Source organism: Paenibacillus sp. RU5M (assembly GCF_900221055.1).
In the GTDB taxonomy this organism is placed as follows: domain Bacteria; phylum Bacillota; class Bacilli; order Paenibacillales; family Paenibacillaceae; genus Paenibacillus; species Paenibacillus marchantiae.
This window is the reverse complement of sequence record NZ_OBQM01000003.1, coordinates 18,055-33,300: the sequence shown is the minus strand read 5'-3', so window position 1 is coordinate 33,300 and position 15,246 is coordinate 18,055. Positions and strand designations below refer to the sequence as shown.

The window sequence follows — 15,246 nt, the reverse complement described above, 5'->3', positions numbered from 1 at the left end:
AGCATCATTCAACATTACTAATCAATGCTGCAATTGTGCAAGGATTTGCGGATCCTTGATCTTCTTGTCTTCAGCCAATAACATCACTTTGGATAAGATTTCAGCCGTTCTCGGATCTTCATCAAGGAATGGCAGGAATATTCTGCCTCGATGCTGACTGTGCACAGGAACGATATGAAGCGCGCCCGTCGCCTGTTTGAACACATTGCCGCTGCCAAGATGAACAGCATACTCGCCCAGTTCACCATCAATTCGAGCGTAATTTCCATCGAGACGTACGTTATCGACCTTCAACAGACGCAGTGACTCATTCACAATCACATGACGCATCTCAATCGTGGTCAAGCTGGCTTCCGGATCTATTCCGCCAACATGTGCAACGCTAACCACCAAATCAATTTCACGCATGACTTCCGAGAAGAAGACCGGCGGTACATCCTTCAACGCAACAGGTTTATACGTTTTTCGATCATAGAACTGCACCGTCTCCAGAGTAGGCGCTTCTGTATCTGCGGGTGAGAACCAGTCTGCCATGGCATAGAGATTGGCAATCAGATTATGCTCATAGCTTACCTTTTGCAGTCCTTCCTCATAGCTGACTGTCCATTGACGTCCTTTAAGCAGAGCAACTGCTTTTTTCGGCTGAATCTGATAACCTGCATACCGACGGGATACCGTTCCATTAGCCAGCTCATCCTCATTTGGAAGATAGAGTTCACGGAACACCTGCTTGAATGGCTGACGTTCCTGACGGTTGAACAGATCCCGTTGGAATTCACTCCAGCTTCCACTCTGGAACAGATGCAATGGATGCGCAATCAGTAGGCGATCATGTGCCGCCAAGGTTTGTATCGTGCTTGTCGAATCATCCGAAGCCGGAGTAACCAACCCACCGGACGTTACATCGAATCTTCCAAGCTTGTCATCTGCTTGGAACACAAGCGTGCGAACCAGTGGACGAAGAACCGGATTCTGCAGTAGACTTGAAACTTCCTCACTCGTAAAGGATGTTCCTGCCGTCATGGAACGCTCCAATTCCTGTCTTGCCCGGCGATACTGATCAACCAGATCTGTTTTTAATTCCTTCAATTCGGTGATGTATCCATCTTTCTTGAACCGAGCAGGTACAGATTTGAGTGTTTTGCCTTTGCTTACGATGAGTAGTTCCGGCTGGCCTTCTTCATCAATGACCAATTGGGCTGTAGTAGCCTCATCCAGTTCATGCGGCTCAAAATAGGATTTCATCTCATCCAGCTTGCGAGCTTCCATATCCCACATCAGCCGGGTAACATCGGCATATCCTGCATTACGGGCAAGGTTGCCCAGCGCTATCTGGGATACCAGACCTTCACTGGCACGGCGCTGTGCACCAAACTGTTTGCTCTGCATCAGAAACTTCTGAATGAAGTCGTACCGCTCACGCAGGTCCTGTTCCCGTTCTTCTGCAAATGGAATCAGGCTGTAGGTCAACAAATGATCTTTATTACGCTTATCTTCCACGGACTGACGCATATCTTCAAGTTTCAGTTTCCCAAGTGCCGCATCCGCGAACAACTGTGATCTGCGGTGATTGGCTCCCCCGGAGATATATTTGGCACAATCGTACAACAGACTGAACCGTTCCTCACCGACGGCTTCATATGCCTCCTCGAACCAGGCGATATCAAATGCACCTTCGTTAAAGTCCTGAGGTGAAATTGGAGAATAATGCGCCACAATGGTTTCCTTTTCAGCAGTGAACCGTTCATTGATATGAGCATGGAAGTACCAGGCTGCACTGCGCAGTCCTTCCCATCCGAGATGCTTCGCAACAATCTCCATCCATTGCGGTGCGTACATTGCGGCTTCCAGGAGCTTCTTCTCCTGGATGGGATGCTTCGCCAGCAATTGTCCCAACAGTACTTCGTCCTCTCCATCACGTGGATGGCAAACCTGGATCAGATGGCTGAACGTTTCTTTACGTGTCGTATTGTCACCGTAGCTGTAGATATATCCACGGACAAAGGTATCCTGATCCATGGCAGCAACGAGATGCACCCAATGCTCCATACCTTCAATGCGTTCAAGCTTCATGGCCAGCGTACTTACTTCTGTTGAAAGCTCTCCTCGGGTCAACTCAATCTCCAAAATTCGTTCAACAACGGTTCTTCGCAGTTCTGCCAATACCGGTTTCTCCGTAATCCAGTCGGACCGACTGGATGTCAATTCCCGAATAAACAGGGCACGAGACTCTCCCACAAGCAGCTGCTTGTAGACTTCCTGTACATCAATGAAGTCCAATTCATAGGCACGCAGGTAATCGTTCAGAGTGAGGAAGGAACCTCGGTTACTTTCCTTATTTAATCGGTCGAATTGGCTTAGCGTCTGGAAGTATCGCATGAAACTGTTATCGTCATATACACGATCCCGGACAATATAGAACCATGGGCCAGACAAAAGAGCGAGCATGCCCAATTCCTTTTCCATTTGTTCCTCAGGCATCATTTTCATCAGCGCATAGAGTGTCCGCTCAGCTATTTCAAATGTATCTGACTTATCACTGTCCTCATAAACGGCCTCCATCAGCGTTTTCACCTGATCTGCGTAACGAAGCTCACTGACCATCTTTTTCATGTCCTGGATATATTGAACCGGATAGACCTCTTCGGCAAATTCCTTGCGCCATCCTTCCAGCAGCCAGTGTTTCTCCAACTCACTATATTCGTATATGGTGGAGTAGTAACGGTAATAACTATCCAACTTCTTGTTCAAATCCTCCAAACGGATCGCAAACAAAATTTGCAGCAGTTCTTTACTATCCAGACCACTCTTCTGAACATATTCTCCCCATATGTTATGGAGAGGGAACTGCTCCAATAATTTTATATCTTGCCGCTGATCATAAGGAATGAAGACCATAGCACGCAATGTCGCACCTACAAGCAAGGTTTCTTTGTAGCCCGCATAATATTCTGCCTCATATTCATATTCCCTGTGCTCATGTAGCAACGCATCCAACCCTTCAAGAAACTGCTTCGCTTTTTCCAGGGAAAGGGTAAACATGTCCTTCGGCTTGAAGCCCCCGAGATCACGTTCTTCCTGAAGCAGTGGATTTTCCCATGAAGGATCATACAGGCCGAATCCATTAGCCGCCGTATACCTGCTGCTCTGCTCTGTAAGCTTGTCCAGCAGCTTCTGCTCCTTGGCTGTTGGAGTCTTGATTAACGCTATGATTGGCTGCATCTGCTCCTGCTGCTCCGTGCGTTGTGGATCTGCGGAGATCTCGGTCAACAGTTCCAGCGCACCCAATCGTTGCAGTTCAGTTTTGGATTGTACAAGTCGTTTCAGGGATACCATCAGCTGATCGGTTGGCTGAAGCAATAACACCTGAATGGTCTTCTGACGCAACGATCCCGTTTTCAGTTTGAGCAACGCCTCCATTTGCAGCATCTCTTCGAGCGTAAGCGTCAGCAGCTTGGCTTTGAGCAGAGCATTCTCACGGTTGTTCATGCTCTTATCCGACAGACTGTCAAAAATAAACTGTCTTTGTACTTCATTCTCGGGATGATGGACAAACTGGGACAACAATTCTCCTCGCAAATCCGGGCTTAGCTTGTCTTTGAGCGCAATGACCTCGCCAATCCATTCCGGGTCCATGTCATACGCAGCAAGGTATAGCATTTTTTTCACTATATCATCCGGATCGATCCGATATTGAACAAATTCAAGAACACCGGATGGCCCACCTGCACCTCCCTGCGGAATGTAGGCCAGCATTTGTTTAAACAGATCAAAGTCACGCCGACGCACGGCTTTATCTTCAAAAACAGACAGCGGCCAGACGTGAACACTACGTTGATTCTCCCCATTTTCAAAGCTCCAGTTAAACATGTACATGGCATCATAATTCTCAATCACCCAATGCAGCAACTCCAGATCCTGTACTTCAAGATACTGACGTGCCATGTTTAAGCGCAGCCCTCTGTTCTGACTGTTAGCAAGTACGTATTGTGCAACAATCTGCTGATATACTTTCCCGTGATCCATGATCTGGATGACTTTTCGCTCCAACTCATTCTCTTCAATGACTGCCGTTGCCCAGAGACTGATAAATAATTGGTTTGCATTGGCGCTTTCCTGCCATTCCTCTCGCACCGCAGGATCAGTCAATGCTTGATGTGCTTGTGTAATTAGTTGCGCAGCAACACGCTGATTCGCCGCTTCAATTCCGATCCCTGTCCATACGGCGAGCGCTCTCACTACCGAACTGAACCGAATCAGGTTGTTGTCGATGATTATTTTTAATATGTATATATACGCCTCAAGCGTTCCTTCATCCATCCGTTCCACAATGCTCTGGCGCAAACCCTCCTGCAGTCTGGCTGCTACCAGCAATTCTCCAACCATCTGGTAAGCATCCACCTGATCACTCATAAAGATACCTTTGATCATTTCAGTGGTCAGCAATGCATTCTGATTGTCGCCATAGATAATATCATGCAGCGCCTGCTTCATATCCCCGGTTTCATGATCCAGTTCATAGGCAATACAATCCGGTAAAACGGCTCTAATCTCATGAAGATAATCAAACTTGTACTCCCGAATGGATACATATTCGTTCAGAGAGAAGCCATGCATCTCCATACGGAACAAGGCAATCATTTTACGAAGAACCTGTCCAATATGCTGTTCGGGATCGGTTGTACGAAATGGTCTGCGCTCATAATGTTTACTATAAGGAAAATTCGCGGCACGTTCTGCAATGTAACGGAACCGAGCCAAGAAGGATTTACTGACCAGTTGCTCCAATACATCCAATAATGGACGGAACAATGGAGTTTTCGTCTCAGCAGACATACGTTTCAATTGCTGCTCTGCATCCAAATAGGCCTTTTCGTCTTCGCGCAAATAGGTGAATCCAGCCATCTCTGCAACATAGCCTGCGAGTTCCTGCTCCACACCCTTCAACGATTTTACTTTTTCCTGCAACTCTTGTTGATACTGTTGAACTTTATCTTCCTGATTCATTCTATTTTCCTCCTCGTCATCACTCTCTACCACAGACGCCCGGCAAGCATTGTAAAGCGAATAAATACCACGTTATCGTCTTCCTTTATCATCAACGGCTCATCCAATGCCTGCAACTCTTCATCATTGAGAAATACCTTAAATAACCCATCTTCATATGCGGTTACAGCTGTATCCATGGCGCCTTCTACATCGGGAACCCCTTCGTTATAGATCGTGCCAAAGCCTACTTTTCCTGCTGCTCCCTGTTCTTGAATATCTTCGGGCATCAGGTAGGCAAGCCATTCCGCTTCACTCTTCTTGTCCTGAAGAGCCTTGAGCTGCTCAGCCACCATGTTCTTAATAAGCTTTCTCAGCGTATCGGTTGTTTCCGGAAGTTCGGCAGCTTGTTTGGCAAGTGCCGGCTTGCGTTTACCCAGACTTTTCACCGTAATCCATACGTTCACTGCTTAACCTCCTATGTATAGCTTTATGTTAGAAGAAGCCTCTATCAGCCCTTATATCTATACCACCATGGAAAATGGGCCAAACTTAAGCATCGGCCTATTTCGTTATCCATTCAAATATACGTACATATGTGCCCCTATTGAATATTCTAACGAATATCCCGACCATATTCATGGGCCATTTCTCATGTTTACATGCAACTAGCGAACTAATGACCTTTATTGCACTTTCGTAGCCGGAACAGTCTTCGCACAGCAAATAAAAAGAGAACAGTGCGCCTTCGGGCGTCACTGCTCTCTGTAAGTTTACGATGGATATTTCTGCAAAATAATGACCGCATTATGACCACCGAAGCCAAATGAGTTGGACATCCCGATCTTCAGGTCAGCTTCTCTTGCAACGTTGGGAACATAATCAAGATCACATTCCGGATCGCTCTGCTCTTGATTGATTGTCGGTGGAATGATGCCGCTACGCAAGCTTTGAATGAGCGATATGGCTTCCGCCCCACCAGCCGCACCCAGCATATGTCCGGTCATCGATTTGTTTGCTGTTACCGGAATATGATAAGCTTCCGCACCAAACAGCTGCTTAATTGCTCGTGTCTCGGAAAGATCACCCGCTTCCGTACTGGTAGCATGAGCATTAATGACATCAATCTCATGTGGCTGAAGCTGTGCATCCGCCAGAGCGGCTTTCATGGCCAAGTATGCACCACGTCCTTCCGGATGGGTTGCTACCATATGATACGCGTCTGAACTAGCGCCATAACCTACGATTTCCGCAAGGATGTTTGCGCCTCTCGCAAGGGCGTGGGACAAAGACTCCACAACCAAGACCCCGGCACCCTCAGCCATGACAAAACCATCTCTGCCTGCATCAAATGGTCGACTCGCTCCTTCGTACGCTTCGTTTCGTGTAGATAGCGCCGTCGCATTGCCGAAGCTTGCCAGTGATACTTCGGTGACAGCTGCCTCCGTTCCTCCAGCAAAAATCACGTCTGCTCCACCGTGACGAATCAGCCGGAAAGCCTCACCTATCGCGGTGTTGCCGATCGAACAGGCTGTCACTGGCGAGAGAGTGGGTCCCCAACAGCCAAATCTCATGCTCACCATAGCCGCCGCCATATTGGATATCATCATGGGTACCAGTGTTGGACTGACTCTTGCAGGCCCGCGTTCAGACAGGAGTTTACCTTGTTCCATCAGGGTCTGGATTCCGCCAATGCCAGAACCGATATACACGCCTACTCGCTCCCTGTCCACATGATCCATCTCGAGACCGGAGTCAGATAAAGCCTGATCTGCTGCCGCAATAGCAAATTGCACGAACGGGTCCATACGCCGTGCTGCCTTCCGTCCAAACCGTTCTTCTCCGTCAAAATCACGGACTGCCCCTGCTATCTTCGTTTTATAGGACGTTGTATCAAACGCTTCAATTGGCGAAACTCCTGATTTGCCTTCCACCAATCCATTCCAAAATGTATGCACATCATTCCCCAAAGGAGAGATAATCCCCATTCCAGTGATAACAACACGTTCCATAATGCATCCTCCTTTAGTGCTCTTTCCATACTTGTTTAGTTAAGTTATGCACTTATATTGCCATTCGTATTATCCTATTACAAGTTGTCAATTATAATAGTATAATGACTACCATGATAAACTCAGGAACGAAGGTGATGGAATGAACCATGATGTCAGGCTACAGGCACTGTCCGCTTTTCTAAAAAACCAGCGTTCCAAAATCTCGCCGGAATCCGTCGGATTACCCGCGGGCTCCCGGCGAAGAACACCTGGATTAAGAAGAGAAGAAGTATCCCAATTGGCAGGTGTGAGCACAACATGGTACACCTGGCTTGAACAGGGCCGAGATATTCAGGTATCTCATTCCGTATTGGATAACATCGCCTCAGCTCTCAGGCTGACAGCAGATGAACGGAAGTATTTGTTTTCCCTTGGTTTGGATTACCATTCGGAACTTCATATCCTGGATGAGAAGCCACTCCAAATTCATCCCTCTTTGCAGAAAATATTGCAGGAACTTCGCAATTGTCCCACAATCATCTCAGACCGACGCTGTCACATTGTGGGCTGGAATGACGCAGCACGGCATGTGTTTATGGACTTTGAACAGATTCCGGCTGAACAGCGGAACATGATCAGCTTGTTGTTTGAACGAAAGGAATTTCGGAGGCTGGCCGTCAATTGGGAGGATTTTGTCAGCGGATTCCTGGCTATTTTCCGTGCTTATTACGGTCAATATGTCGATGATGAATGGTACAACTTGTTTTTGGATGACATGATGGACAGATATCCTGATTTTCAACCCCTCTGGAAACAAAGCAATGTTAGCAGCGCCCCGGATGTGTTGATTGAATTCAGACATTCCAGAGCTGGCAAAATGCTTTTTGATCTTACCTCACTCCAGGTTCAGGGAAATGCCGATTTGCGGTGCAGTATCTACACACCTGCAACAGACACGGCTACAGAGCGGAAACTGATTCGCCTCATGGAGCCAAAGGTAGAACACGACTCAGACAAAAGCTGATGCTGATCTTCTCCTTTACTCCGTAATACAAATGAACAAAAAAAGACCCAGGGCGATGAGGCCTGGGTCTTCATGTTTGTTTGTTTGTTTTGAACCTGTCTGTACAATCATTTCAGTTGCAGATTAACGGATGTTATTTAAAAGCCGGGATCGCAATATCTGCATACTTCTCTTCAAAGAAGGCTTTCACTTCTGGACCCGCCATACGCTTCGCCAGCTTCTGAATGGCTTCCGAATCCTTGTTATCTTCACGCGCAACCAAGGTAATGGCAAAATGGGAATCATCCTTCTCAGTGAACAGCGCATCCTTCTTGGGTGTAAGCCCCAGCGGACTCGCATAGGCTGGCGTCATGGCAACCAGATCCGCATCATCCAGCATGCGGGCCAGCATCAACAGATCCACTTCTTTGAACTTGAAGTTCTTCGTGTTCTCCGTGATGTCTGCTTGCGTTGCATTAAAACCGACGCCTTCTTTCAGCTTGATCAGGCCGTTCTGTTCCATCATGACCAGCGAGCGTCCAATGTTGGACGGATCGTTGGCAATCGCTACCATTGCACCTTCAGGCAATTCTTCAATGGATTTATACTTCTTGGAATATGCTCCGTAGATGGCATTGTAGATCGGCTGCACAGCCACCAGATTAGCGTTATTTGCTTCATTGTACTGATTCATGTAAGGGACGTGCTGGAAGAAGTTTGCGTCTACTTCCTTGTTCGCCAGTGCAGTATTCGGTTGAACGTTATCGGAAAGTACAACAACTTCCAGATTAACGCCATCTTCTTTCAGCAATGGTTTCACAATATCCAGCACATCTGTCATTGGCGGAATCAAAGTAGCTACTTTCAACGTCACTTCTTGTCCGGCTTGAGTACTTTCCTTATTTCCTTCCGCCGCAGGTGTTTCTTCTTTTTTGCCGCATCCGGCTGCTACGAGCGTCACTGCCAGCAGCATGAGCATTAGTTTTGCTTTCATCTGATATAAACCCCTTCATCATGTAATCTGTATTGTTCATGCTGTAATTCAATCTTTCTGCACTGCTTGTCCTTCTTCAGGATCTGCGATCGAGCCAGCGGGACAGTCTGCTGCCAGTAAATTGGATCATCTGTACCAGGATAATCATAATGATAATCGTAAATACCATGATCTCCGTCTCGAATCGCTGATAACCGTAACGAATCGCAAAATCACCAACACCGCCACCACCGACAATACCCATGACCGTAGAGTAAGAGATAAAGCTGATGGTTGCCGTTGTTAAGCCGAGTACAAGACTTGAGCGGGCCTCCACATACAGGAATTTCACCACAAGCTGTATGGTCGATGCACCCATGGAAGAAGCAGCTTCAACCACACCCTTCGGGACATCAAGCAAGGCCTGTTCTACCAGTCTGGCGTAATACGCAATGGCGATGACCGAGAGCGGCACGGTTGCTGCGAGCGTCCCGATGGATGTTCCAACGATCAGACGTGTGAACGGAATCATAAATACCACTAGCAGCAGAAACGGGAAGGAACGAATGATGTTGACGAGACTTCCCAGAATCGTGAACAGAGGTCGATTCTGATAACGTTGCCCTTTTCTGAACAAATACAGCAGTGTGCCCAGAGGCAGCCCGATTAACACGGCTGCCGTGATAGAGATCCCCACCATGACAAACGTCTCTCCGATGGCCTGCCAAATTTCATGCTGATACTTCACAACGGACTCAGGTATCATCATTATGGTCCTCCTGATCGCCATGAATAGAGGTATTTCGTCCGCTCATGGATACATCTTCACCCATCAACAAGGATGTTAAAAGATCAGGCTTCGGTGCCGGTATGCTTCTTACTTCCGCTTCCGACAGCGTTTTGATGATCCGTCCCTCTTTCATCACCGATATCCGGTCGCAGAGCTTTCGGGCAACCTCCATCTCATGTGTAACGAGTACAATAGTTACCCCCAGCGTTTCATTGACATGACGCAGCACATCCAGAATTCCACTCGTGGTCTGCGGATCAAGCGAAGATGTTGGTTCATCACAGAGCAGCACATCCGGGCGGCTGGCAAGTGCTCTGGCGATGGCAACACGTTGCTTTTGCCCTCCGCTTAACTGCGCAGGATACTGGTTGGCCTTATCTTCAAGTCCGACAAATCTCAATACCTCAAGTCCTCGTGCAACCCGCTCTGTCCGAGAGACGCCAGCGAGTTCCAGAGGCATGCAGACATTGCCACTTACCGTTCGATTGCTGACGAGATTGAAGTGCTGAAAAATCATGCCAATGGACCTCCGTACCTGACGCAGACTCGGCTCACTCATCCGGGTCAAATGCTGCCCATTCACAATGACTTCGCCGTCATCAGGCTTTTCCAATCCATTGAGCATGCGCAGAAGTGTGGATTTCCCTGCACCACTAGAGCCGATAATGCCGTGGATCTCTCCCTGGCCTACTTCTAGAGAAACCGAGCTTAACGCTTCGAATCCCTGATCTTCACGGGACCCACGCTCGTTGTAACGCTTGCTTACCCCGTATAATGAAATCATGGGAGATTCCTCCTGCGATTGATCGTACATGGTCCTTCAAGAACACATGAAGAAAGCCCGCACAGCCGATAACCGGAGCGCGAGCAATCCTGTTTATTCATAATAAATCATCATTCGACATGAAACAAGCTTTAAGGTGAGATATCTGTGTGCAAATCATTAGCATCATATATACTAAACCGTCCGTTGGACGACCCAATATAGACTTCATTTCCAAGCCGGTTCATGGTTCCATTCTTAGCATCCCGATCACGATGTTCCGGGTTTCCCATCACGACGTCATGCACACGGCCGATCAAGGTACCGTCATTTTTATCCATGATCAGGAGATCCTCACCCATCGGTAGCAAAAGCTGATCTTCAATCACCACGTAACTCCCCTGATTGGTAGGGTATTGAAAGGCAGCAATCGTGTTTTGTGCAGTCCAGCGGGTCTCCCCTGTATCATAGGCAAGGGCTGCCGGATAACCGTTCTTGATTACATATAATTGATCGCCCTCCACAAGTGCGCGTTCGATCTTGTTATTCTGCGTCCACCATTTTTTTTCGGTCTTGGGATCATACAAGGTGGTTATGTAATCCTCGTATTCACCATACATTTCCCCGTTGTTGTTCTCTCGAATGAGCACCATGCCGTCATTCAGCACCTCAATTTGCTGTCCAACCCGGGCCGGAAATTGTGCAAGCTTCTGTCCGTTGTTCAGATCAACCAGCACCCACTGGTCATCCAGCAGCATCCAGCGTTCTGGCTGTGCGGGCACAAACGGATCGATACGAGCAATTCCGTCAAAATAAGGATTCCGTTCGGGATGCTCTATCGTTGACTTCCCTGCTGCAATGCTCCACACGGTGCGGCCTGATCGCGGATCAGCTGCAATCAGTTTATCCTTTTCCCAATACATGACATAAGGATCTTCCGCGCTCTTATTCAATAATTCATAACCGGTCGTCAGTTTTCGCTTCCATAATGTTTTTCCGTTTGCACTGTCCAGCACCGTTAACCAGCTATTGCTTGAGCCTTCAACAACCGCGCTGTCCACAATGACGACATTCTTCGCTGCCGTGATCCCATTCAATCTGAAATTTTGCTTGGGGATATACTCCCACTCGACCTTTCCGTTCTTCAAGCCCAGATGGCGTATACGATCCACGTATTTTTTCTTGTCAGGGTCATAATCGGTGTAGATTGTAACGTATTGGCGTCCCGCATCCACCTCTGCCTGCTGTCTTCCAAACCCACCATTGATCGCCCATAATTTCTGGCCGGAATGTCGGTCAAGAGCATATATGGAACCTTCGTAGTACCCCCCGCTAAATCCACCGTCATCCCCTTTCATCAGGAGCACATCCTCCGTTGCTGCTTGTAGAAAGGTGTAATTAATATCCCCCTGATTGGTCCATACCGATTTCCAGGGTAAGGTGGCAGGCAGCATTGTGCCATAGATTTTAGTCGTGAACTGATATTCATCTGAACCACCAAATTCCCAATTAGACACTACACCGTTTCGATCGTCCTGGGGTATATTCCAGCGCGTACGAACCAGCCTGCCGTTCTTGTTAAATGTCACGAGAAAATGAGCATCTGCTCGCTCGTACCGCCAGGTCTTTCCTATGCTCATGGCATAACCCGTATCGTTTAAATTGCCGGAATGCTCTTGCCAATCCGGTTCGCCAAGCCACTGCGCCACCTGTTTTGAGGTCGTTTTTGAATTCAGCACAATATCTATCAAATGACGTATAGTGGACGTGGGCATCGCCAATTGTCTACTGAACCAGCCATCCGCTACCTTGGTATGCTGTGCTACATCCTTTGCCTTAACCCAAAGCAATGCTGGACGATAAGTGGACGATTCCTTGTTCCAGACGCGCGGGGCAATGGACACGCCATACCAGTCCTTCGTCGCTGCAACAATGAACGCCTGCTCTTTCAGGAATGCCCCTGAAGACCATGTTGCCTGACTTCCGGGAAACAGGTACAGCTTGCTGCCCGATTGAAGCTTGAACGTTTGTGGAATGGATTTCGTCAGGCTTCGGCTTTCTTTGGAGGTATACCAGCCAGGTATCCAGAATTCAGTGTAATCGCTACCTTTTAGTTTGACCCATTCCCCGCGAACAGCGTCGATTTGCAAGCTCCCTTGAGCGGAGCTATACCCGTCTATGTCCATCCGATCAGGGGAAACACTGCTCTCGACCACTTGGCTGTAAATAGGTACTCCCTTTGCAACTGTGACCTTATCCCCCTTTTTATAATTAAGCTTCACCGATAGCACTTGCGTTACTGAACCCGAACCTTGCCCCTCCAGCCCCCTGGCATGGTTGTACAACAGCAGTCCCCCCGTAACCAGCACAACTAAGACACCAGCAACGATATTCCACGGGTAGCCCGTCCATTGCCTTTTACGCCCCGTCTTCACGTCAGTCCACTCCAATCATTTGAAGTTATTTCCATTTAAGACGTTTTGAACTAGGAAAAGTTACTGTTACTCCCAAATATATTTACAAGGTACGAAATAATTACAGGTCTCACCTTACATCCAATAGGGTTGAATTATAAGGGAATGTGGTTCCCAATATATAAGCAGCCGTTAACATGATGATAAAATACCCCATAAACCATACATCTGCTGGGGAATACCCGATCTGAATGTAATAGGTCCGGCTCCCGCCTTCCTTGAATCCTTTTGCTTCCATCGCCACCGCCATACGTTGCGCACGGCGAATACTCTGGGCAAGTAGTGGAATTGCATATCGTTTCAGTATGCCGTATACATTCCAGCGGGAGCCATGCTGCCTCCTTCCCCGAATGCGGATGGCATAACGCAGCGTCTGGAATTCATCCAGCAAAATCGGAATCATACGCATAGCCGCCAGAAAACTATAGGCATACTTGGGTGGGAGCCTCCACTGCTGCATGAGGGAATAAAAGAGACGCACAGGCTTGGTCGTCAGACCGAACAACAATCCAGCTGCCGCCATACTTAGGGAACGAAATCCTAGGTGCAACCCGCGGTAGAAGCTCTCTTCGGTAATATGAATCAATCCCCACTGAAACCAGGTGGTCTCCCCTTTACCAAACATGATCATACCTGTGGAAGTTGATATAAATACCAGAATGAACGGAGATGCATACAGCAATAATCTGGGCCATGCGTGACCTGTCCAGCCCAGCAGTAACAGCATGACAACTGCCACATTAGCCATTACATTCAGGTTGTGAATAAGGATGACGAAGACAAACAGCAATGTCAGGAAAATCATTTTCAACCCCGGATTCACCGCGTGAAGCCAAGTCTCACGATGAGGAAACGAGAGCTGCATCCGTTAACCTCCCCTCATGCACCGTCCAGATCCGGGTGCAATAACGCTTCACGATTTCACGGTCATGTGTAACCATCACAATGGCGGTCCCTTCACGCCGCAACCGCTCCAGCTGTGATAACATGGCAAAAGTATTCCGAGCATCCTGTCCAAAGGTAGGTTCATCCAGTAACAAAATACGCTGTTCCCGTACTAGAGCTGATGCTACACTCAGTCGTCGTTTCTGTCCCATCGACAATTGGTATGGATGCCTACCGGACAGCTCACTCAGTCCGAATTGCTCCAGCATGTGATCGGTTCGAATACCTCTTTCTGCGGCAGTTAACTTACCGCTCAGCAAGGAGAATCCCACTTCATCCCGGACTGTATTGGTCACGAATTGAAATTCAGGATTCTGGAATACAAAGGCAATGTGATCTGCAAGCTGCTCGGTTTTTCCGGCCGATTGTCCTTCCACACCATAATGACCTGTCGTTTTTAGAATATTCATCATGGACAGCAATAATGAACTTTTACCTGCCCCGTTAGCCCCGACAATCCCCACCCAATCTCCGTGCCATACCTTGGCCTGCTCCACCTGAATGAATGGCGTTTTTCCGCGCCATCCGGTGAATTGCTGCATTTCCAGTGCTGGTTGGGGCAGCGCAGAGGTTTCCCTCTCCTTATAATCTATACTTTCAGTTTCTGTTGCCCCATAACGAATAAACTCTCCTGTGACCAACGTCTGTGCTTTCGTCTGCCCTCGTTCTTCCCAAACCCCTGGATACCAGATTCCGTATTCCCTGAGCATATTCCGCTCATCTGTAAACACCTGATTCGCCGGGCCATCTGCCACAATCTTTCCTTCAGGCGACAATACGATGATTCGGTCCACCCACTCGACGATTTCATTAATTTTATGTTCTACGATAATGAGTGTTTTGTCCTGTGCAATCTGTTTCACCGTTTCCCATACTTGAGAGGTTCCTTCATCATCCAGCAGTGCCGTTGGTTCATCCAAAAAGAGTACGTCTGGCTCCATGGCCAGAATCGAAGCCATCGCAAGACGCTGCTTCATCCCCTGTGACATGGATTGAATGAGTGTTCGGTTATGTTCAAAGCATAACCCCACCTGTTCCAGATATCGATGGATAAGAGCAGGCATCTGCTCGCGTGGAATATTCCGGTTTTCCAGTACAAAAGCAATCTCTTCATCCGTATATGACATACAGAACTGGGTATCCGGATCTTGAAAAACAATACCGGGCTGCTCAGGCACCTGAATGTCATCACATTTCATCGGAATCTCCACAGATCGCGGAATCAGACCACTCAGAATTTGCAACAAGGTTGATTTGCCAGAGCCGCTTGGTCCAAGCAACAACACTTTCTCCCCTTGACGCACAGAGAGAGACAAGC

Annotated in this window: 10 protein-coding genes and 1 pseudogene; 1 reads left to right on the top strand and 10 read right to left on the bottom strand. The window is 47.9% G+C overall.

Annotation, left to right across the window (positions count from 1 at the left end; all coding sequences use genetic code 11):
* Positions 1–21: 21 nt before the first annotated feature.
* The 3 genes from CRO25_RS10855 to fabF all read right to left on the bottom strand — a co-directional run bounded on the left by CRO25_RS10855 (position 22) and on the right by fabF (position 6,998).
* Positions 22–5,007 carry a DUF4132 domain-containing protein gene (locus tag CRO25_RS10855; protein WP_079694975.1) on the bottom strand — a complete coding sequence of 1,662 codons (4,986 nt, stop codon included), beginning with the start codon at positions 5,005–5,007 and terminating at the stop codon, positions 22–24.
* 26 nt (positions 5,008–5,033) lie between these two features.
* Entirely contained in the window at positions 5,034–5,453 is a 420-nt protein-coding gene (locus CRO25_RS10850; RefSeq protein ID WP_079694974.1) for a hypothetical protein, read from the bottom strand.
* Between the two features lie 306 nt (positions 5,454–5,759).
* The gene (gene fabF, locus CRO25_RS10845; RefSeq protein WP_079694973.1) at positions 5,760–6,998 is read right to left on the bottom strand and encodes a beta-ketoacyl-ACP synthase II; all 1,239 of its coding nucleotides are present in this window, start codon (positions 6,996–6,998) and stop codon (positions 5,760–5,762) included.
* 142 nt (positions 6,999–7,140) lie between these two features.
* On the opposite strand from fabF, the gene CRO25_RS10840 reads away from it, so the two are divergent.
* A complete protein-coding gene (locus CRO25_RS10840; protein ID WP_079694972.1) occupies positions 7,141–8,004 on the top strand; it encodes a helix-turn-helix transcriptional regulator in 864 nt (287 codons plus the stop codon).
* Between the two features lie 133 nt (positions 8,005–8,137).
* Here the strand turns inward: CRO25_RS10840 and CRO25_RS10835 are convergent, their stop codons facing one another.
* The 7 genes and pseudogenes from CRO25_RS10835 to CRO25_RS34270 form a co-directional block, all read right to left on the bottom strand.
* Positions 8,138–8,977, bottom strand: coding sequence for a MetQ/NlpA family ABC transporter substrate-binding protein (locus tag CRO25_RS10835; RefSeq protein ID WP_079694971.1), 840 nt, complete (start codon positions 8,975–8,977; stop codon positions 8,138–8,140).
* Between the two features lie 76 nt (positions 8,978–9,053).
* A complete protein-coding gene (locus tag CRO25_RS10830) occupies positions 9,054–9,725 on the bottom strand; it encodes a methionine ABC transporter permease (RefSeq protein ID WP_079694970.1) in 672 nt (223 codons plus the stop codon).
* Positions 9,712–10,530, bottom strand: a complete 819-nt coding sequence (locus tag CRO25_RS10825) for a methionine ABC transporter ATP-binding protein (protein ID WP_079694969.1) — start codon at positions 10,528–10,530, stop codon at positions 9,712–9,714. The genes CRO25_RS10830 and CRO25_RS10825 overlap by 14 nt, the downstream gene beginning before the upstream one ends.
* Before the next feature lie 131 nt (positions 10,531–10,661).
* Positions 10,662–12,944 (bottom strand): PQQ-binding-like beta-propeller repeat protein, encoded by a 2,283-nt coding sequence (locus tag CRO25_RS10820; protein WP_079694968.1) that lies wholly within the window; start codon positions 12,942–12,944, stop codon positions 10,662–10,664.
* Positions 12,945–13,053: 109 nt separating this feature from the next.
* On the bottom strand, positions 13,054–13,848 hold the full coding sequence (locus CRO25_RS10815) for an energy-coupling factor transporter transmembrane protein EcfT (protein ID WP_079694967.1): 795 nt from the start codon (positions 13,846–13,848) through the stop codon (positions 13,054–13,056).
* On the bottom strand, positions 13,823–14,869 hold the full coding sequence (locus tag CRO25_RS10810) for an ATP-binding cassette domain-containing protein (RefSeq protein WP_372828773.1): 1,047 nt from the start codon (positions 14,867–14,869) through the stop codon (positions 13,823–13,825). The genes CRO25_RS10815 and CRO25_RS10810 overlap by 26 nt, the downstream gene beginning before the upstream one ends.
* Positions 14,870–14,890: 21 nt before the next feature.
* Positions 14,891–15,241 (bottom strand): annotated as a pseudogene (locus CRO25_RS34270) (ATP-binding cassette domain-containing protein); the annotation flags it as partial.
* Between the last annotated feature and the right edge of the window lie 5 nt (positions 15,242–15,246).

Bases quoted from the DNA above. Each gene is read 5' to 3' on its own strand.
- CRO25_RS10855 (WP_079694975.1), bottom strand. From the start codon at position 5,007: ATGAATCAGGAAGATAAAGTTCAACAGTATCAACAAGAGTTGCAGGAA.
- fabF (WP_079694973.1), bottom strand. From the start codon at position 6,998: ATGGAACGTGTTGTTATCACTGGAATGGGGATTATCTCTCCTTTGGGG.
- CRO25_RS10840 (WP_079694972.1), top strand. From the start codon at position 7,141: ATGAACCATGATGTCAGGCTACAGGCACTGTCCGCTTTTCTAAAAAAC.
- CRO25_RS10835 (WP_079694971.1), bottom strand. From the start codon at position 8,977: ATGAAAGCAAAACTAATGCTCATGCTGCTGGCAGTGACGCTCGTAGCA.
- CRO25_RS10830 (WP_079694970.1), bottom strand. From the start codon at position 9,725: ATGATGATACCTGAGTCCGTTGTGAAGTATCAGCATGAAATTTGGCAG.
- CRO25_RS10825 (WP_079694969.1), bottom strand. From the start codon at position 10,530: ATGATTTCATTATACGGGGTAAGCAAGCGTTACAACGAGCGTGGGTCC.
- CRO25_RS10815 (WP_079694967.1), bottom strand. From the start codon at position 13,848: ATGCAGCTCTCGTTTCCTCATCGTGAGACTTGGCTTCACGCGGTGAAT.
- CRO25_RS10810 (WP_372828773.1), bottom strand. From the start codon at position 14,869: ATGGAGCCAGACGTACTCTTTTTGGATGAACCAACGGCACTGCTGGAT.